This is a genomic window from Thalassotalea sp. SU-HH00458 (assembly GCF_040362795.1).
Taxonomy (GTDB): Bacteria; Pseudomonadota; Gammaproteobacteria; order Enterobacterales; family Alteromonadaceae; genus Thalassotalea_H; species Thalassotalea_H castellviae.
This window is the reverse complement of sequence record NZ_BAABWW010000004.1, coordinates 232,839-250,772: the sequence shown is the minus strand read 5'-3', so window position 1 is coordinate 250,772 and position 17,934 is coordinate 232,839. Positions and strand designations below refer to the sequence as shown.

Annotated in this window: 18 protein-coding genes; 7 read left to right on the top strand and 11 right to left on the bottom strand. The window is 38.0% G+C overall.

Translation table 11 applies throughout. The features are described from left to right. Nucleotides 1-21 precede the first annotated feature (21 nt). A complete protein-coding gene (locus tag ABXH06_RS08130) occupies nt 22-855 on the bottom strand; it encodes a patatin-like phospholipase family protein (RefSeq protein ID WP_353517883.1) in 834 nt (277 codons plus the stop codon). 137 nt (nt 856-992) lie between these two features. Here ABXH06_RS08130 and ABXH06_RS08125 point away from each other — a divergent pair, with 137 nt between their 5' ends. After that, entirely contained in the window at nt 993-1,757 is a 765-nt protein-coding gene (locus ABXH06_RS08125) for a S1 family peptidase (RefSeq protein ID WP_353517882.1), read from the top strand. A gap of 116 nt (nt 1,758-1,873) precedes the next feature. Here ABXH06_RS08125 and ABXH06_RS08120 read toward each other — a convergent pair whose 3' ends face one another. From ABXH06_RS08120 to gpmM, 5 genes are all read right to left on the bottom strand, one after another. Further along, nucleotides 1,874-2,881, bottom strand: a complete 1,008-nt coding sequence (locus tag ABXH06_RS08120) for an NAD-dependent epimerase (protein WP_353517881.1) — start codon at nt 2,879-2,881, stop codon at nt 1,874-1,876. 1 nt (nt 2,882) lies between these two features. Next, nucleotides 2,883-4,229, bottom strand: a complete 1,347-nt coding sequence (locus ABXH06_RS08115; protein ID WP_353517880.1) for a UDP-glucose dehydrogenase family protein — start codon at nt 4,227-4,229, stop codon at nt 2,883-2,885. A 127-nt stretch (nt 4,230-4,356) separates the two neighbouring features. Next, complete coding sequence (locus tag ABXH06_RS08110) at nt 4,357-5,157, bottom strand: divergent polysaccharide deacetylase family protein (RefSeq protein ID WP_353517879.1); 801 nt, start codon at nt 5,155-5,157, stop codon at nt 4,357-4,359. Between the two features lie 67 nt (nt 5,158-5,224). Further along, a complete protein-coding gene (locus ABXH06_RS08105) occupies nt 5,225-6,334 on the bottom strand; it encodes a murein hydrolase activator EnvC family protein (protein ID WP_353517878.1) in 1,110 nt (369 codons plus the stop codon). Between the two features lie 98 nt (nt 6,335-6,432). Continuing rightward, nucleotides 6,433-7,977 carry a 2,3-bisphosphoglycerate-independent phosphoglycerate mutase gene (gene gpmM, locus ABXH06_RS08100; protein ID WP_353517877.1) on the bottom strand — a complete coding sequence of 515 codons (1,545 nt, stop codon included), beginning with the start codon at nt 7,975-7,977 and terminating at the stop codon, nt 6,433-6,435. Between the two features lie 229 nt (nt 7,978-8,206). Here gpmM and ABXH06_RS08095 point away from each other — a divergent pair, with 229 nt between their 5' ends. The 4 genes from ABXH06_RS08095 to gpsA all read left to right on the top strand — a co-directional run bounded on the left by ABXH06_RS08095 (nt 8,207) and on the right by gpsA (nt 10,553). Beyond that, complete coding sequence (locus ABXH06_RS08095; protein WP_311580655.1) at nt 8,207-8,635, top strand: rhodanese-like domain-containing protein; 429 nt, start codon at nt 8,207-8,209, stop codon at nt 8,633-8,635. A 33-nt stretch (nt 8,636-8,668) separates the two neighbouring features. Continuing rightward, a complete protein-coding gene (gene grxC / locus ABXH06_RS08090; protein WP_432280231.1) occupies nt 8,669-8,929 on the top strand; it encodes a glutaredoxin 3 in 261 nt (86 codons plus the stop codon). A 90-nt stretch (nt 8,930-9,019) separates the two neighbouring features. Then, nucleotides 9,020-9,526, top strand: a complete 507-nt coding sequence (secB, locus tag ABXH06_RS08085) for a protein-export chaperone SecB (RefSeq protein WP_353517876.1) — start codon at nt 9,020-9,022, stop codon at nt 9,524-9,526. 22 nt (nt 9,527-9,548) lie between these two features. Next, a complete protein-coding gene (gpsA, locus tag ABXH06_RS08080; protein ID WP_353517994.1) occupies nt 9,549-10,553 on the top strand; it encodes an NAD(P)H-dependent glycerol-3-phosphate dehydrogenase in 1,005 nt (334 codons plus the stop codon). 65 nt (nt 10,554-10,618) lie between these two features. Here the strand turns inward: gpsA and trmL are convergent, their stop codons facing one another. Continuing rightward, nucleotides 10,619-11,083, bottom strand: a complete 465-nt coding sequence (gene trmL / locus ABXH06_RS08075; protein WP_353517875.1) for a tRNA (uridine(34)/cytosine(34)/5-carboxymethylaminomethyluridine(34)-2'-O)-methyltransferase TrmL — start codon at nt 11,081-11,083, stop codon at nt 10,619-10,621. Between the two features lie 103 nt (nt 11,084-11,186). Here trmL and ABXH06_RS08070 point away from each other — a divergent pair, with 103 nt between their 5' ends. Beyond that, on the top strand, nt 11,187-12,086 hold the full coding sequence (locus ABXH06_RS08070; protein WP_311580645.1) for a cation diffusion facilitator family transporter: 900 nt from the start codon (nt 11,187-11,189) through the stop codon (nt 12,084-12,086). A gap of 8 nt (nt 12,087-12,094) precedes the next feature. Here ABXH06_RS08070 and ABXH06_RS08065 read toward each other — a convergent pair whose 3' ends face one another. The 3 genes from ABXH06_RS08065 to ABXH06_RS08055 all read right to left on the bottom strand — a co-directional run bounded on the left by ABXH06_RS08065 (nt 12,095) and on the right by ABXH06_RS08055 (nt 15,272). Next, entirely contained in the window at nt 12,095-13,105 is a 1,011-nt protein-coding gene (locus ABXH06_RS08065) for an alpha/beta fold hydrolase (RefSeq protein WP_353517874.1), read from the bottom strand. 63 nt (nt 13,106-13,168) lie between these two features. Then, entirely contained in the window at nt 13,169-14,566 is a 1,398-nt protein-coding gene (locus ABXH06_RS08060) for an ATP-binding protein (protein ID WP_311580639.1), read from the bottom strand. 4 nt (nt 14,567-14,570) lie between these two features. Continuing rightward, nucleotides 14,571-15,272, bottom strand: coding sequence for a response regulator (locus ABXH06_RS08055; protein WP_311580636.1), 702 nt, complete (start codon nt 15,270-15,272; stop codon nt 14,571-14,573). A 165-nt stretch (nt 15,273-15,437) separates the two neighbouring features. On the opposite strand from ABXH06_RS08055, the gene ABXH06_RS08050 reads away from it, so the two are divergent. Next, nucleotides 15,438-15,896, top strand: coding sequence for a Spy/CpxP family protein refolding chaperone (locus tag ABXH06_RS08050; protein ID WP_353517873.1), 459 nt, complete (start codon nt 15,438-15,440; stop codon nt 15,894-15,896). Between the two features lie 87 nt (nt 15,897-15,983). Here ABXH06_RS08050 and ABXH06_RS08045 read toward each other — a convergent pair whose 3' ends face one another. Next, the gene (locus ABXH06_RS08045) at nt 15,984-17,927 is read right to left on the bottom strand and encodes a M56 family metallopeptidase (RefSeq protein ID WP_353517872.1); all 1,944 of its coding nucleotides are present in this window, start codon (nt 17,925-17,927) and stop codon (nt 15,984-15,986) included. Between the last annotated feature and the right edge of the window lie 7 nt (nt 17,928-17,934).

Below are 17,934 nucleotides of genomic sequence, written 5' to 3'. Positions count from 1 at the left end.
AAATCAATGGCTGATCAATGCTTAGTTTGTCGATAATGCTTTTACTTTCATTGGTAAAATTTTATTTGCGGTATGGTAACCTTTAAAATACAGTGCCTCTTTTTGAGCAGGGTTCATGGTGAAGTCCACCGCGGAGGAAAGACCTGTATTGACAACAACAGTATTATGCCAAAAAGCATCATTGATATATTCTCTTGAAATTGTCGTCATAAAGGTTCGGATCAGTAAACTAATATATTGAACGATAGGAAACATACCTTTGATTTTTATTTCATCGTATTCGTAATCTCCTTTTAGTCGAAAACAAATTACAGGCGTACCATCTTCAGCCCAATCACGGTGCAAAGCGTCTTCAGATAAAATACTGCCATCAACCATTAAATGTTTACCAAACTTCTTAAAGCTAAATACTAAAGGAATTGACATGGAAAACCGCACAGCAAGTGAGACTTTTAAATCGGGGGTATTTTTTTTATTAAAAATAACGGGTTTTCCGTGAGCGACATCGGTGGCAACAACATGTAAGTTGTAATCCATCTCTTTAAATGTTTTTCCTTCTAATAAACGGTCCACCCAACGCTCAAAAACATCTCCCGAGCTTAAACCCCCGTTTCGAATTAATTTGATTAAAGAAAATTCTCGAAACTGGTTATAGTCAGTATTTAGCGCGATATGCTTAACCTCTGGCAGAGTTAACCCTGAAGCAAAAAGGCTTGCAATAATACTACCGCCAGATACACCAACGATATCGTCAAATTCAACATCAAATTCGCCTAGCGCTTGTAAAATTCCTGCATGAGCGGGTAAACGAGTGCCACCACCGGCGAAAATGGGGACAATTTTTTGTTTTTTCATGTACTATCCGAAAGTGTAAAATGCTTTTGATAGATAAAAGGCTTAATTAACTTATTGTAATTATGATAGATAAATCTATTTATGCGAATTTTTAAATAAATCTTTTACCTGTTACCTTTTATTTTGAGGACGCACTAATGTTTAGGTTCTTAGTTATTTTGTTCAGTGTTGGTATTTCTTGCTCTGCACTTTCTGCACAATTAGTTGAAACAATTGCGAAAATTAAACCTTCGGTTGTTGGCATTGGTGTATATACGCCGACAGGCAAACCGAGAAACAAACTACAGGGGTCGGGGTTTGTCGTGGGAAATGGTCAATATGTTGTGACAAATCATCATGTTGTACCTGAAGTGTTAGATGATAACTTATTACAATCTGTGGTGGTATTCGTTGGCTCAGGGGATCATGCCAGCGTTCGTAAAGCAACATTATTAGATTCGTCAAAAAGATACGATTTAGCTATTTTAAAAATTGAAGGTAAACCTTTGCCTGCAATGCAATTAGCCAGTGAATCTTTAGTTCCAGAAGGTAGTTATGTTGCTTTCACTGGTTTTCCAATTGGCGCAGTTTTGGGATTGTATCCGGTTACGCATCGAGGGATTATTGCTAGCGTTTCACCCACTATCACACCGGTTGATAATGCAGGCAATATTAATATTGCCATGTTAAAGCGGTTACGTGATCCTTATTTAGTTTATCAATTAGATGCTACGGCTTATCCAGGTAATAGTGGTAGTGCGTTATATGAAGTTGAAACAGGTAAAGTGATTGGCGTGATCAATAAAGTATTTGTTCAGCAGAGCAAAGAAGGGGTTATTAGCAACCCAAGTGGTATCACTTATGCTATTCCAGTCAAACATGTTATTGAGTTATTAGAGAAAAATGATATCAACTATGAGTAATATTAATTATTAGCAGTAATGATTGGTAATATGATGATTATACAAGAAATGAAAATATAGATTTAAGCTGAAGTTAATCAGCTTAAATCCACTTATCATTATTTTAAATAATGACTTTAGACGTTGTAAAAGCCTTTATACCAATCTACAAAGTTACTGACACCGTCGGGTACCGAAACAGAAGGTTTATAATTAGCTATTTGATATAAATCTTCAACATCGGCATACGTTTGATATACATCGCCAGCTTGCATCGGCATAAAATTCTTTTGTGCCTTCATGCCTAAAGACGTTTCAAGTGATTCGATAAAGTCGAGCAATTTTACCGGGTTACCATTGCCGATATTAAACACTTTATAAGGTGCTGAGCTCATCGATGCTGAGCCTGTTTCGACACTCCAATCGGCATTTTTTTCTGGAACAATGGCTTGTATTCTTAAAATTCCTTCCACAATATCGTCAATATAAGTAAAGTCTCTGCGCATATCGCCATGATTGTAGATATCGATAGGGTTTCCTTCAACGATAGCCTTGGTAAACTTAAACAGCGCCATATCTGGACGCCCCCAAGGACCATAAACCGTAAAAAATCTCAATCCAGTAGTAGGAATATCGTATAAATGAGAGTAAGTATGCGACATTAACTCATTGGATTTTTTCGTTGCGGCATATAATGAAATAGGGTGGTCGATACTGTCTGAGGTTGAAAATGGGGTTTTATTATTAAGTCCGTAAACCGAGCTCGATGACGCATAGATCAAATGTTCAATATTGTTATGACGACAACCTTCTAAGATCGTTAAATGACCAATCAAATTTGAATCTGCATAAGCCATTGGGTTATCGATTGAATAGCGAACGCCTGCTTGCGCGGCCAAGTGTATTACTCGATCAAATTTTTCTTGAGCAAATAACGTTGCAATGCCTTCGCGATCTGCAAGGTCTAATTGGATAAAACGGAACGAATCAAAAGGAGCGAGCTCTTTTAAGCGTGCATGCTTAAGAGAGACATCATAATAATCGTTGAGATTATCGATACCGACAACTTGATGGCCTTGCGCACATAATTTTTGCGTAACATGAAATCCAATAAAACCGGCTGCTCCAGTGACTAAGTATTTCATTTTATGCGTTGACCTTTTTGACACTATCGCCACGTCCTATTGCGTAATAAGCAAAGCCGCGTTCATTTAATAACTGTGGATCATATAAGTTACGGCCATCAACAATCACTTTAGTGCTTAAAGCGTTGCCAATAAGATCAAAATCTGGAGCTCTAAATTGACTCCATTCGGTACAAACCACTAAGGCATCAGCGCCTTTTAAGGCGGACTCTTTGGTGCCCATTAAGGCTAAATTGTCGTTATCATTAAAGATTCGCTGACATTCTTCCATCGCTTCTGGGTCGTATGCTTGTACGGTAGCGCCGGCTTGCCATAAGGCTTTCATTAATACGATTGAAGAAGCTTCGCGCATATCATCGGTTTGTGGTTTAAATGATAAGCCCCAAATTGCGATAGTTTTTCCGGCAAGGTCGCCTTTAAAATGATTACTCAGGTGAGTAAATAGTTTTTGTTTTTGTGCATAGTTTACTGATTCTACTGCTTCTAAAAGTGCCGGTTTGTAATCAATTTCATTAGCTGTGCGCACGAGTGCCTGGACGTCTTTAGGGAAACAAGAACCACCATAGCCACAACCAGGATAAATAAATTGATAACCAATACGAGAGTCAGAACCAATGCCGTGGCGAACTGCTTCGATATCAGCGCCAAGTAATTCTGCAAGGTTAGACATTTCGTTCATGAACGAAATTTTTGTCGCCAGCATACAGTTTGCAGCATATTTGGTTAATTCAGCCGATCTGACATCCATAAAGATCATGCGATCATGATTGCGATTAAAGGGGGCATAGAGTTCACGCATCGCGACACGAGATTTTTCATTTTCTGTACCAACGACAATACGGTCAGGTTTCATACAATCGCTAACTGCAGCGCCTTCTTTTAAGAATTCAGGATTTGAAACCACATCGTAAGGGATACTCTGTTTTCTTTTCGCTAAAACTTCCGCTATTTTTGCGGCAACTTTATCTGCAGTGCCAACCGGAACGGTTGATTTATCAATGACAATTTTTTCATCTGTCATATAAGTGGCGATAGTTTCAGTAACGGCTAAAACATATTTTAAATCCGCAGAGCCATCTTCGTCAGGCGGAGTACCTACAGCAATAAATTGAATAGTACCATGTGAGACACCTTTTTCAGCGTCAGTGGTAAAGTTTAATAAGCCGTTCTGATAGGTTTCTTCAACCAGTGGCGTTAATCCTGGCTCATAAATTGGAATGATGCCTTTTTTTAGGTTGTCAATTTTCTGTTCATCAATATCCACACACATCACATCATGCCCAACAGAAGCTAAAATAGCGGCTTGTACAAGACCGACATAACCTATTCCAAATACGGTAACTTTCATAATTTCCCTAAAATATTGCTTATATACAGTTTATGTTAATTTTTATTGTCGTTGGTATCAATAACAAAGCATTTAAAATTTTATCGCTTGCTTCTATAGGCATTAAACTAGTGGTTGAATTTCAGAGTTATTCTGAAACTCGCTTTTGATTATCAGCGGAAAATTGAGGCAATAATTTTGATATTCCTACTAGTTGAATATCATGTTCGGCAAGTTGAGGAATTAAATATTGTAATGCCGTCATAGTTTCCGGGTGTGGATGCGCAATGGCAACCACTCGTTTGTATTTTTTTGCTTGATTAATTAACTGTGCAAATTGACCACTGATATATGCTTGGCTAAGCTCATTATCAAGAAACAAGTGTCGACTTAAATTTGGTACACCAAAATGACGGGCTAACTTCCTTGCCTTGCTATTCTCAGTTGTCACACTATCAATAAAAATTAACCCATTGTCTTTTAGGAATCTCATTGTCCAAGCCATCGGAGAATATAACTTGGTTAATTTGCTACCCATATGATTATTGATGCCTATCGCAAAAGGAATTTCAGCGAATGAGTCAGCCAAACTACTTCTAATTGATGCTTCATCCATTTCAACCGTTAGTGCTCCCGGTCCTAGGGTTTTACCGTTTTCAGCTTCCATCGGAATATGCAAGATCACATCTTTATGCTTCGCATTGGCTAACTCGGCTAATTTTTTGCCAAATGGAGTATGAGGCAAAATCGCATAAGTGACGGCGCCGGGCAAATTTAAACTAGCATTATCTGTTTTACGATAGCCAATATCGTCAATTATTATGGCAACTTTTGCTTGTTGAGCAAAAGCGACATTCGTGAACAATAATAAAAGTAGGGGGAATATATAACGCACAATTAATATGACAATAGTTTTCTTGTGTTCAGAGTAACAGGTAAGTTTTTTCAAATCGAGCTTTAGCGTTATAAAGCAGTGTAAAAAGATCCGACAGTGGGTGTTTAGCGACAATTTTCAATTAGCGACACCAGAGTTTAGGGTTAACCGCTTGGCCGTTGTGTCGGATTTCAAAATAAAGCGCTGATTGTGATTGGCCACCACTTTGTCCCACAAGAGCAATAGGCTCACCCGTTTCAACACGTTCTCCTACTGATTTTAATAAGGCTTGGTTATGACCATATAAACTCATATAGCCTTCGCCATGATCAATGACGGTGACTAAACCATAACCTTTTAACCAATCGGCAAATAACACCGTACCGTTATGAATGGTTTTCACTTGTCTGCCTAATGGCGCAGCCAATAACACACCTTTCCATTTAAGATAATCTTGCTTTCTTGAGCCAAAGCTTCGATTGATTTTACCTTTTACCGGCCAAGATAATTTGCGCTTTAATTTACTTAAGCCGTTTAAATCAATTTCTTGTTTACTTAACTCCGCCATTCTTGCTAAAGCTGATACTAAATCGGCTTCTTCTTGTTCGAGTTTCGCCAGTTTTTGTTTTGAGGTTAATAATGCTTTATTAAGTTGTGCAACGGTTGCTTTGCGTTGCTTTTTGTTTTTCTCTAAAGCAAGCTTTTGTTGATTCTGTGTGCTTTCTAGTGATTGCAGCTGTGCAGCTTGTTGCTGTTGCTGGTTAGTAATTTCAATTAATTGAGCAATGGTTTGCTTGTATTGTTGAATTTCATTGATGCGGGCTTTATTTAAATACTGGTAATAAGTCAGATTTCGTTGAACACTGCCCGGATCTTGTTGGTTCAATAACAACTTTAAATAATCATGATGACCAGTTGAGTATGCTGTACGTAATTGTTTTGCCAGTACCGCTTCTTGTTGTTTTTTTGCTTGAATTATTTGGCTCTTTTCTTTAACTAATTCGTTTAACCGTTTTTTTGTTTGTTTGAGTGAAGCATGAGTTTTATTAAGTGCTTTGACGATTTTTGCAATGGCGAGATCATCATTTTTTAGTTGTGTTAAGAGTTTTTGCTTTTTGCTACCCACTTGTTTAATGGTTGTTTTTTGTTTGCTGATGGCGCTTTTAACGTCAGAGAGTTTCTCATTTGTGCTTTGTTGGGCGTAAGCTTTTGGGTTGCTGCTTTCTATGAATAACAGGCATAAAAACAGCACGAGACCGCATGTGACACGTGCTGAAAATTTATATCTGTTATGTAGCATATTCATTTTTATCGAAAGACTTTTATTAAAATTAAGTGAATTCGATATTATTATGAATCAAGCTCCATCAAATTAGTACCAGTCATTTCTTCGGGTTGTTCCATCGCCATTAAATTTAAAATGGTTGGTGAAATATCACTCAGTGCTCCCGTTGATGCTGGCGTGGCTTTTCTGCCTACATAAATTAAAGGTACAGGTTCACAAGTATGCGCCGTGTGTGCTTGGCCAGACGAGTTATCTACCATTTGCTCAGCATTACCATGATCGGCAGTAATTAAACATTCACTCCCGGTTTTTTCAAGCGCTTTTAATACCCGACCAATACTGCTATCTACTGCTTCACAGGCTTTTACCGCAGCGTCAAATTTACCGGTATGACCAACCATATCACCATTAGGATAATTACAAACGATAAAATCGTGCTCACCACTTTCTATGGCTTCAACGAGTTTATCTGTCAGTAAAGTCGAATTCATTTCTGGCTGTAAATCATATGTCGCCACTTGTGGAGAAGGAATCAAAATGCGTTCTTCTCCTTTGAAAGTGTCTTCTTTACCACCACTGAAAAAGAAAGTGACATGCGCATATTTTTCAGTTTCAGAAATTCGTAATTGAGTTTTGTTGTGTTTTTCTAACCACTCGCCTAAAACATTATTTAATGGTGCCGGCGGAAAGGCACAACTCGTGTTAATGTCCGCCGCGTATTGTGTCAACATAACAAAGTCAGCAAGTTTTGGCGTTTTTTGACGAGAAAATCCGTCAAAATCAGTATCAACAAATGAGCGAGTAAACTGACGAGCACGGTCTGCTCTGAAATTCATAAAAATTACGCTGTCGCCGTCGTTAATGCCAATGACTTCCCCTTGTGGATTGGTAATAGCACTCGCTTTAACAAATTCGTCATTTTCATCACGTTGATAAGCCGCTTCTAAAGCTTCAACGGCGTTTGAGAATTGATATTCGCCTTTACCTTGAGTCATTAAATTATAAGAAGTTTCTACGCGATCCCAGCGTTGATCTCTATCCATGGCAAAATATCGGCCAATAATAGAAGCAATTTGACCACTGCCTATTTCAGCAAATTTATCTTGGGCTTTTTCTAAGGAGGCTTTGGCACTTCTTGGTGGCGTATCTCGACCATCTAAAAAGGCGTGTAAATATATTTTCTCTGCACCACGTTCTTTAGCTAAGTCGATCATGGCAAGTATATGATCTTCATGACTATGCACTCCACCTGGCGACATTAAGCCGCATATATGCACCGCATTATTATTGGCTACGGCTTTATCGACCGCCTGACAAAGCGCTGGAGTTTGTTGAAATTCATTATCGTCAATGGCTTTTGTGATTCGGGTAAAGTCTTGATAAACAATGCGTCCCGCACCTAAATTCACATGGCCGACTTCAGAGTTACCCATTTGACCGTCAGGCAAACCAACTGCCATGCCTGATGTTTGAATAAGCATGTTAGGGTAATTAGCCATTAAGTTATCAATAACAGGGGTTTTGGCATGAAAAATAGCATTAGACTGTTCATTTTCACGATAGCCCCAGCCATCTAGAATGATAAGTACGGTAGATTTTTTGTTCGACATACTGTTCCCGAAGTTCAAATAAATGAAAATTAGATATTAGATTCCGTTTATTATATCAATGTGAAATGGGAATTTCTCTAACTGCTCTAGACAAAATTGTTCTATTGCATATCGAGAGTTAAACAATAATTAACTGTAAATTGATAAAAATGTCGTTTTTACGCTATAAAAAATGCCAGTAATCTGTATACTGTCGAGAAATTTTTTGTAGATAAATATTAGATCATTTATGGAACAATTCAGTTCATTTTTAGCAAGTCACCCGATGTTAAGTGCTGCTTGGGTGGGTATCTTTATAGCGATTATCGTGACAACTATTCGTATTAAAATGTCACCTATCAAACAATTAAGTCCGCAGGAGGTCACTTTTACTATGAATCGTGACAACGGCATTGTTTTAGATATTCGTGCTGAGAAAGATTTTAAAAACAGTCATATCATCGATTCGAAACATATTAGTGCTGAAAAACTAAAGAATAATGATTTTTCGGCCCTTGAAAAATATAAAGATAAACCCATTATTGTTGTATGCGCAGCTGGTATTACTGCAAGTAAAGCGGCCGATCAACTTTTAAAAGCAGGCTTTACTAAAGCGAGTTTGCTTAAAGGTGGTTTGAACGCATGGACGGGTGCAGGTTTACCGGTTGTTAAAAAGTAAATAACGTAAAGTCTCTTAATTTTAAGGTTTATCATGGCAGTTGAAATTTATACTAAAGTAACTTGTGGCTTTTGTATGAGAGCAAAAATGCTTCTCGATCATAAACAAGTGAACTACACAGAAATAAAAATTGATAATGATGCGCAATTAAGAGAACAAATGATCCAACGCAGTCAAGGCGCATTTACCGTTCCACAAATTTTTATTCACGATCACCATGTGGGTGGTTGTGATGAATTATATGCGTTACACGCTCAAAACAAATTAGATACTTTATTGCAAGGTGAAGTATAAACAACTTAAGCAAAGTAAAAATAACAAGTTTTTTTACTTTTTTATTAATTTTTAAACATGCAGATTGCATGAAGCATAGGAAGTACACTCATGGCTGACGAAAACCAAACAAACGAAGGCGCAACAGAGCAAAAACAAGAAGCACCACAATTTGCTATTCAACGTGTTTACACGAAAGATATTTCTTTTGAAACACCAAATTCTCCTGCTATTTTTCAAAAAGAATGGAAGCCTGAGTTACAATTAGATTTAGACACGCGTTCTGCAAAGTTATCAGATGACACTTATGAAGTGATTTTAGCGTTAACAGTAACGGCGACAGTTGAAGGACAAACCGCTTTTTTAGCGGAAGTTCAACAAGCGGGTATTTTCACTATTGGTAATTTACCAGAAGCACAATTAGCTCATACTATTGGAGCATTCTGCCCAACTACTTTATTCCCGTATGCACGAGAGTCAGTGGCAAATTTAGTGAATCGTGGTTCTTTCCCACAAATTAATTTAGCACCTGTAAATTTTGACGCTTTATTTGCTTCCTACGTACAAAAAGCGAAAGAGCAAGCTGCTCAAGCACCAGCAAGTGCAGAAACGCACTAATAAGTGCGAGCAATATTTAGCCGTGAAAAGTTCAGCTAAAATTAGTGTAATAGGGGCTGGTTCGTACGGAACAGCCCTTGCTATATGCTTTGCGCGCAATGGTCATGAAACTTTATTGTGGGGGAGAGATCCTCAACATATTAGTAATATGGCTGCTTCACGCAGTAATGAAAAATATTTACCCGGTAGTAAATTTCCTGAATCATTATCTTTATCAAATGATTTAGCAGCGACCATTCAAGCAAGCGACAATGTTTTAGTAGTGGTGCCGAGCCATGTCTTTGGTGACATGCTCAAGCAAATCAAACCTTATCTACGTGCGAGTGCAAAAATTGCTTGGGCAACAAAAGGTTTAGATCCGCAAACAGGTAATTTATTGCAAGACGTTGCGCGAAAAATTCTTGGTGATGAAATTTCACTAGCTGTGCTTTCCGGTCCTACGTTTGCAAAGGAGATGGCCGCAGGTTTGCCGACCGCAATTTCCTTATCATCTACCGATGATGCTTTTGTTGCTGAATTATCCGATTTACTGCATTGCGAAAAAACATTTCGCGTATATTCCAATAACGACTTTATTGGCGTGCAATTAGGCGGCGCAGTTAAAAATGTTATAGCTATTGGCGCAGGCATGGCTGATGGCATAGGTTTTGGTGCGAATGCTCGAACCGCCTTGATCACTCGCGGTTTAGTGGAAATGACTCGTTTAGGCGAGGCACTTAATGCGCAACCGACCACTTTTATGGGGATGGCAGGTTTAGGTGACTTAGTATTGACCTGTACCGACAATCAATCTCGTAATCGTCGTTTTGGCTTAGCATTAGGTCAAGGAACCAGTGTTGAACAAGCGATGGAAGATATTGGTCAAGTAGTTGAAGGTTATCGCAATACCAAAGAAGTGTATATGCTTGCTGAGCGCATGAATGTTGAGATGCCAATCGTCGAACAAGTTTACCAAGTATTGTACTGTGGAAAAAATGCAAAATTAGCCGCTTCAGATTTACTCTCGCGAGAACGCACTTACGAATAATATTGCATTGTAAAATAGTTTATAAACAATTCCAGCTTTTCTCGTTATTGTTTGCTCTTTGCTTATCAAACGGAATTTTCAAAACCCAGTTGTCGCCATGCTTCATAAATAATCACAGACGTGGCGTTTGATAAATTCATACTGCGGCTATCTTTTATCATCGGGATACGAATTTTATCTTGATCAGGAATTTGTTGTCTCACATCTTCAGGAAGTCCTGCCGTTTCAGAGCCGAACAGTAAATAATCACCTGAAGAGAATTTTACATCACCATAATAGTTGGTGGCTTTCGTTGTTATTGCAAGAATACGTTTCGGTTGTTCACTTTCTACAAAGGCGGCAAAATTTTTATGACGTTTGGTTGCAGCAAACTCATGGTAGTCTAAACCCGCTCGACGTAATTTTTTATCATCAAAATCAAAACCTAATGGTTCTATTAAATGAAGCCTAAAACCCGTATTTGCACATAAGCGTATGATATTTCCCGTGTTGGGTGGGATTTGAGGCTGAAATAGCACCACATCTAACATAAGTCTTCTCTATAATGAATTTGCTGTTTAATTATACCCTGAGCTTAGGTTGTGGTAAAAGTCTTGCTATCATTTAAATTAAGATTTAATAAATAAGTATTGTATGACTGCATCGAAACAAAATTATGACTTTTTAGTACGATTGGCGGCGATAAGTGCAACGGTCACCGCACTGATCTTAGTGGTCATAAAGCTTTATGCGTGGTTCGTGACAGATGCCAGTGCTATGTTAGCGTCAGCTACTGATTCAATGTTAGATTTATTTGCTTCCGTGATGAATGTCATTATTTTACGTTTTGCATTAGCTCCGGCCGATCAAGAACATAAGTTTGGTCATGGCAAGGCTGAAAGTTTGGCGGGATTAGTGCAAGCGGCTTTTGTTCTTGGCTCTGCGTCATTACTCATGATAAATGGTGTTGAACGTGTGATTACTCCAAAAGCAATCGTACAAACACAAGTGGGGGTCTGGGTAAGTGTTATCGCCATTGTGTTCACTTTAGTGCTAGTTTTCATCCAAAAATATGTCATTGCTAAAACACAATCTTTAGCGATTAGTGCAGACTCTTTGCACTACCAATCCGATCTGATTTTGAACCTAGGCGTGCTAGCTGCTTTACTGTTGAGTCAAGATTATTGGCCAAGGGCAGATGGGATCTTTACTTTGTTAGTGGGGCTTTACTTATTATATGGTGCTGCAAAAATAATGTGGCTCAGTGTTCAGCACTTAATGGATCATGAATTATCATTCGAGGAAATAAATAAAATTAACGCGATTGTTGCTGCACATCCTAATGCTTTAGGTTTACATGATTTACGAACGCGCCAAGCGGGGCATCAGCGTTTTATTCAATTTCATTTAGAGTTGGATGATACTTTAACTCTGTTAGCAGCTCATAGTATCGGTGAGACAATAGAGCGAGACATTGAACAAGCATTAGCGCCTTGTGAAGTGTTTATCCATCATGATCCAAGTTCAGTGGTAACGAGTCACCCTAAAGGCTGATCGATTTGTTATTCAGTGTTTTCAAAAAGCCAATTTTCAATGAAAGCAAGCGCTTGATTACGGTATTTATCGCTTTCAAACAACAGCTCATGTTTAGCGCCTTCAATGACATATGGCTGTGACTGCTGGCACAAGCTAGGTGTGTACTGATTGAGTTGTTGGCAGAATTTATTTTGGGCACTGTTATCTACAATGGTGTCATTACCTGCTTGCATTATCGTGATGGGAGTGGAAATTTTATCGAGATCAGCAAATATTTTCTGTTGAACTAGCACTGCTTGTTTTAACCAATTAAAAGTGACTCCGCCAAGCTGGAGTTCTGGCTGTGCTTGATATAAGTCGATAAATGTTTGATAACGTATTTGAGAATGCATTAAGTGATTGCTGGCGAAATCTTTTGCTTGGTAATCACCTTGGCCAAGAAAATACCAAGCTTGATCTGAGATTAAAGTATTAAGAATATTACCTGTAGTTATCAAACTTTTCGCTACCCATTCAGGTAGACCTCCTTTATTAATAGCAATCATGGGTGAAGATAATAATACGGCTTTTACCGATTGTGCATATTTCTGTATCAAACGAGTCGCAATAGCACCTCCCATCGAATGGGCAAGTAATAGCGGTGGTTTGTTCGTGGCACAGTGCGGGTTAACCACGGTTTCAATAAAGGTGTGTAAATCGTCTGTATAGTCATCAAATTTATTGACATAACCTTTATGCGGGTTATGTAGTAAACGCTCCGATAGCCCTTGTCCTCTGTGGTCAATGACAAAGATACTCATATTAAGCCTAGCTAAATCAAAAACTAATTCTTGATATTTTAAGTAACTTTCTGAACGACCGGGTGAAATGACTAAACAGTTGATAGGCTGATCAGCAATAAAACTCGCGTAATTAATGCGTTTATTATCAATTCCTTGAAATGAAGAAAAGTGACCCGTGCGCCAAAAATCAGCAATATCAGTTGTTAGTAATTTAGATAACTTATCTTCTTGGGTGAAAGCGAAAGCGTTTGTCATAAATATACTATTGAAACCTATTATTATTAAAGCAAATAGCAGCCACGGTTTAGTTGTCATGCTCTACACATTTTTAGCCTTATTTATCGGTAATTCTAGGGTAATAGTTAAGCCGCCGCTAGCGTTATTTGCTGCAGAAATTGTACCTTGATGAATTGCTACTGCTTGTTTGGCAATAGCGAGTCCTAAGCCGGTACCGCCAGTTTCTCTATCTCGTGCGGTTGAGACTCGATAAAAGGCATTGAACAGTAAGGGGAGTTGTTCTTCTGGAACACCTGTGGCTGTGTCAGCAATGGTAATCAATAAACGGCCTGCTGAAATGGTTGCTTGTACTTCAATATCACTCTGCTCTTCGCTGTGCTTAATGGCATTAATTAAAATATTATTTAACGCACTGAGTAATTGTGTCTCATCAAGTAACATCTGACAGGTGATCTTCGTTTTATTGACAATACGAATGTTTTTATCATTCGCTAAATATTGTGCGTCTTCAATGGCTGTCTTTAGAATTGAAGTGACCTCTAACAAGACAAAATCAGCTTCTTGGAAAGTATTTTCCATACGAGATAATGACAATACATTACTGATCATTTGGTCAAGTTGGCCTATTTCACGTTCACATCGACTGATATGTTTATCGACAGGTTTCCCTTGCTCTGCTGAACTTTCAATTAACCCTATTGCTATTTGCAAACGTGTCATGGGTGATCGTAATTCATGAGAGACATCAGCTAATAGTCGCTGATGTGCGTGAATATTCGTGGTTAATTTTTCAGCCATTTGATTAAAACTTTTTGCCATTTCACCTAATTCATCATTGCGACTTTCCCCATCTATCACCCTTGCTTGATAGTTGCCTTTGCCTATTTCAGTGGCAGCATGTTTTATGGCGATAATTGGTCGGGTTAATGTCTTAGCTAATAACCAACAAAAACTTAAGCTGATCAAGAGGGGAATGATGATACGTACCCAGAAAGGTAACTGCATAAACAAGGAACCAAAATGAGGATGTTTGGAGTTTACAACAAGAAATAATTGATAGTCTTGCTGATTAATTTGAATGTGCTCAGGGCCTATTAAACGTGCAAAAGGAAATTGAACGGTCGTTAGGTTGCTATAGCTATTTTTGCTTAGAAAAGATGCTATGGTTTGTGAGTCTCGTTTATGATTATGAAAAACTTCTTGCGTGTTAGTATCTTTGATCAAAATAGACATACCAGGTGGAAATGGCGCCCGCTGAATGATTGCTAATGGGCTTTTAGGTAATTTTTTATTGATGCGTTTTGCGTACTTTTTTAGTTTATAAATATCTTCTTGAACCGTCGGAATAATTATACTTTGATGTTCTAGTTGGGAAGAAACTAATCGTGTAATGAAAATGGATGCTAGTGTGATCAACCAAAAAGATAAAAATAATTTTACCCCAATGGAAGCAAGTGCTTTTTTCATTTTAACTAACATGTCTTTACCCTTCGCCAGTTAAAAAGATATAGCCGGAACCACGCACTGTTTTAAGTTTATCATTTGGGCTAAAAGGTAATAATTTTCGGCGAATGTTACTGACATGCATATCAATACTTCTGTCGAAAGGGCTAAGTTTCCTTTTTAAGATTTGTTCTGAAATCTCAGCTTTACTAATGATCGTGCTAGCAGATTTCATTAATAAATCTAAAATTTGGTACTCAGTACCGGTTAATTCTACTAAGTGTCCGTGACAATGCACTTCTCGAGTTGCATGATTTAATGAAACAGAATTCACTTCTTGCAAAGATGATGGTTGTTGTTGATTTCTAGTGATGTTAATTCGTCTTAATATTGCTTTTATTCTCGCAAGCAACTCGCGATGTTGAAAAGGTTTAGCTAAATAATCGTCGGCACCTAATTCCAAGCCAAGAACTTTATCAGCTTCATCTCCTTTGGCCGTTAACATTAATATCGGGGTGGTATGTTTGCCCCCTAATGCTTTTAATACTTCAAAACCTGTTAATTTAGGCATCATAACGTCAAGTAAAATTAAGGAATACTCATCACTTCTTGCTTGTTCAAGCCCACTTAAGCCGTCATGACAACAAAATAATTGATAACCCGCTAAGGCTAAGTATTCAGATAAAAGACTGGTTAATTCTTTATCGTCATCGATAATCAATATTTTTACGGGTGTTGTCATGAGTGTGTCACGCCTTATGTTTAGTACTGCCACTTATATATCATAACTGACAAAAATTTACTTCTGAGAAACTTTACAAAACCTTTACACTGCTTTGCGTTTCTTTTCGTTGGATTTTGTATTCTAACCATGAAGTTAATTTTTAAAAATCAATAAGGATTTATTATGAATATCAAACGAATGTTATTAATCGGCACCATTTTAGTAAGCAGTTTAGCAATCCTTCCTGTACAAGAGGTTATTGCTAAAGAAGGTCAAACGGCGCAAACAGAGCATATGAAAAAGGGGAAAAAACACCCGATGATGCGTCAATTTAAAAAAATGGCGAAACATTTAGCGTTAACAGATGAGCAAAAAACTCAAGTAAAGGCGATTTTTGAACAAACTAAACTGAAAGCAAAAGAACAGAAAGAAACGATGAAAGGCTTTAAAGAGCAAGTTAAATCTTTAATGTCTGCTCCGACATTTGATGAAAAAGCGTTTATTGAACTACATAGCCAGTATCAAACAAGCTTTACTGAAATGGCACTACAAAAAGCAAAAAGCAAACACGCAATTATGCAAGTATTAACGGCAGAGCAGCGTGAAAAGTTTATGAAGTTTAATAGAAAACATAGAAGATAATTGCTTATTCGTTATGAATGGGGCTTGAGTCAGTTTCGGTGTTACGGCAGTGTTTGTGTCGTTAATAACCAAAGGCTACACGCCCCTTTATTTCGCTAAGCTAAATGAGAAAATTTTTGTCATCTTACTTTCTACCGGTCGGCCATTAACTTGAGCAGGTAGAAAGCGCCATTTTGCCATGGCATTTCTAATTGCACTTCTGAAATAACTTACGCGATTTTTTTGTTCGAAAGTAATATCTTGAACAATTCCATCAGTATCAATAACAAAACTAACTGTTACATCCATCTCAATACCTCTTCGCGTAGCAGTAGAAGGGTATTTTGGGTCGGGAGATCTTAAAATTTCAGCACTCTTTCTTTTTGGTCTGCTTGTTGCTGTTTTTGTTTTTTCTACCGTAGTAATAGTATATAGCGGTCGAGGTTGTTCTTGGTTTGGGCGCGCTTGTGACGTCGTAGTTTGTGTATGTTCTAGTCGTGGTTCATCATTTAATGCCGCTACTTGATTAGAGTACGGGTTTTTCATTTTTGATTGGGTATTGTTTGAATCCGTGCGTTCAAAAGCTAACTCAGACATAGATTTTTCTTGATGATTCGCTAATAACGCTTCTGTTTGTGATTCACTATTATTTTGCTGACTCATCGCTGCGTTTGATGTCGCTGTGGTAATATCGTTTTTTGTTTTGTTATTTGCAAGATAAGAGTTTTCTTGAACGGTATGATCATTTGCTAATTCGCGTTCATCCGCAGCTTTATTCAAAGATGGTGATTTTTTTGCCGTTATATTAGTAAATTTCATCGTCGGCACCGTTATTTTAGTGACTCGACTGTTAACCTTTGGGGCGCTAATAGAACTCTCGTTTTCTAGTGCTAGGGCGTTTTTTTGCTCTTGCTGCAACAACATTTGGGCAACCGAAGTTGCAGATAAATTTGCCGCGTTTGTCGGTTGCTGCTTAATGATATCGCTGGCTGTTTTAAAGAATGAAATACGGCCCGATGTAAAATCAATGATTGTGTTATTTAAATAAGGTTTTATGGCGACAATTAACACCGAGAAGATAATTAATACCGAGGCTAAAAATTTACCCGAATCATCATTGGACGAACAGTGATGTTGGTCAACTAACCGAACAACTCGTTGCTTTAAGTCGCCACCGGAAGCTGCCATTGCCATTGTAGGGATTGCATGATGACGATGATTTCGACATAAATTAGCGGTGTCTGCTAATGTATGAGCGTACGCAATGGGGTTACCTGCTAGATTAACCGCAATATCGTCACTGCAGTATTCTCTTTCATTCCGCATTTGCTTTGAAATCCAAGCGATCGCTGGATGAAAAAACAATAAAGTTTCAATAATGGTTTGGAAAAAATTGACTAAGTAATCATGGCGGCGAATATGTGCGAGCTCATGCAGAATAAGCATATCTAATTGAGTGGGGGTTAATCCCGTTAACATCGCTGCAGGAATTAATATTACTGGTTTTAACCAACCAATCGCCATAGGAATATCGGTTTTCAGAGAAATTAATAATTGCGGTGATTTACGTAAATTAACTTTTTTAACTAAAGCTTCATAGCGGCGCTGTAAAGCAGCTTCTGCTCGCATGGTTCCTTGCTTAGGTAATTGATTTACATTGTATAATTCAATGATTAATTTAGTGGCTAAAAAAGTCACTATGCTAATCCATACCATTGATACGTAAGGCAGTGCTTCGAACACCTCTTGATACCAATTAATTGCCTCATCATTCGTTAAAATTGCTGTTTCTAACATGAAAGCATTTTGATCTGGTTGCACTATCAATTGTGCGTAACTTGGTTGATATATTGCAATATAAGTGATGATAGGAACAATTAAACAAGCAATCATCGCGATTGCCGAAAAAGTATACCGTGTTTTTGATTGTTGATGTGGTGTGATGATCAACAGAAACTTTAATGCCAGCGCAATCAGACATCCCTGCCATAAAAAATGGATCAGGGTTAATGCTAAATTATATAATAAGGGGCTACTTATTACGCTTTCCATTATGTTC

Excerpts from the sequence above, each read along its gene's own strand:
- ABXH06_RS08130 (WP_353517883.1), bottom strand. The coding sequence starts at position 855 with ATGAAAAAACAAAAAATTGTCCCCATTTTCGCCGGTGGTGGCACTCGT.
- ABXH06_RS08125 (WP_353517882.1), top strand. The coding sequence starts at position 993 with ATGTTTAGGTTCTTAGTTATTTTGTTCAGTGTTGGTATTTCTTGCTCT.
- ABXH06_RS08120 (WP_353517881.1), bottom strand. The coding sequence starts at position 2,881 with ATGAAATACTTAGTCACTGGAGCAGCCGGTTTTATTGGATTTCATGTT.
- ABXH06_RS08115 (WP_353517880.1), bottom strand. The coding sequence starts at position 4,229 with ATGAAAGTTACCGTATTTGGAATAGGTTATGTCGGTCTTGTACAAGCC.
- gpmM (WP_353517877.1), bottom strand. The coding sequence starts at position 7,977 with ATGTCGAACAAAAAATCTACCGTACTTATCATTCTAGATGGCTGGGGC.
- ABXH06_RS08095 (WP_311580655.1), top strand. The coding sequence starts at position 8,207 with ATGGAACAATTCAGTTCATTTTTAGCAAGTCACCCGATGTTAAGTGCT.
- grxC (WP_432280231.1), top strand. The coding sequence starts at position 8,669 with ATGGCAGTTGAAATTTATACTAAAGTAACTTGTGGCTTTTGTATGAGA.
- secB (WP_353517876.1), top strand. The coding sequence starts at position 9,020 with ATGGCTGACGAAAACCAAACAAACGAAGGCGCAACAGAGCAAAAACAA.
- trmL (WP_353517875.1), bottom strand. The coding sequence starts at position 11,083 with ATGTTAGATGTGGTGCTATTTCAGCCTCAAATCCCACCCAACACGGGA.
- ABXH06_RS08070 (WP_311580645.1), top strand. The coding sequence starts at position 11,187 with ATGACTGCATCGAAACAAAATTATGACTTTTTAGTACGATTGGCGGCG.
- ABXH06_RS08065 (WP_353517874.1), bottom strand. The coding sequence starts at position 13,105 with ATGACAAACGCTTTCGCTTTCACCCAAGAAGATAAGTTATCTAAATTA.
- ABXH06_RS08060 (WP_311580639.1), bottom strand. The coding sequence starts at position 14,566 with ATGTTAGTTAAAATGAAAAAAGCACTTGCTTCCATTGGGGTAAAATTA.
- ABXH06_RS08055 (WP_311580636.1), bottom strand. The coding sequence starts at position 15,272 with ATGACAACACCCGTAAAAATATTGATTATCGATGACGATAAAGAATTA.
- ABXH06_RS08050 (WP_353517873.1), top strand. The coding sequence starts at position 15,438 with ATGAATATCAAACGAATGTTATTAATCGGCACCATTTTAGTAAGCAGT.
- ABXH06_RS08045 (WP_353517872.1), bottom strand. The coding sequence starts at position 17,927 with ATGGAAAGCGTAATAAGTAGCCCCTTATTATATAATTTAGCATTAACC.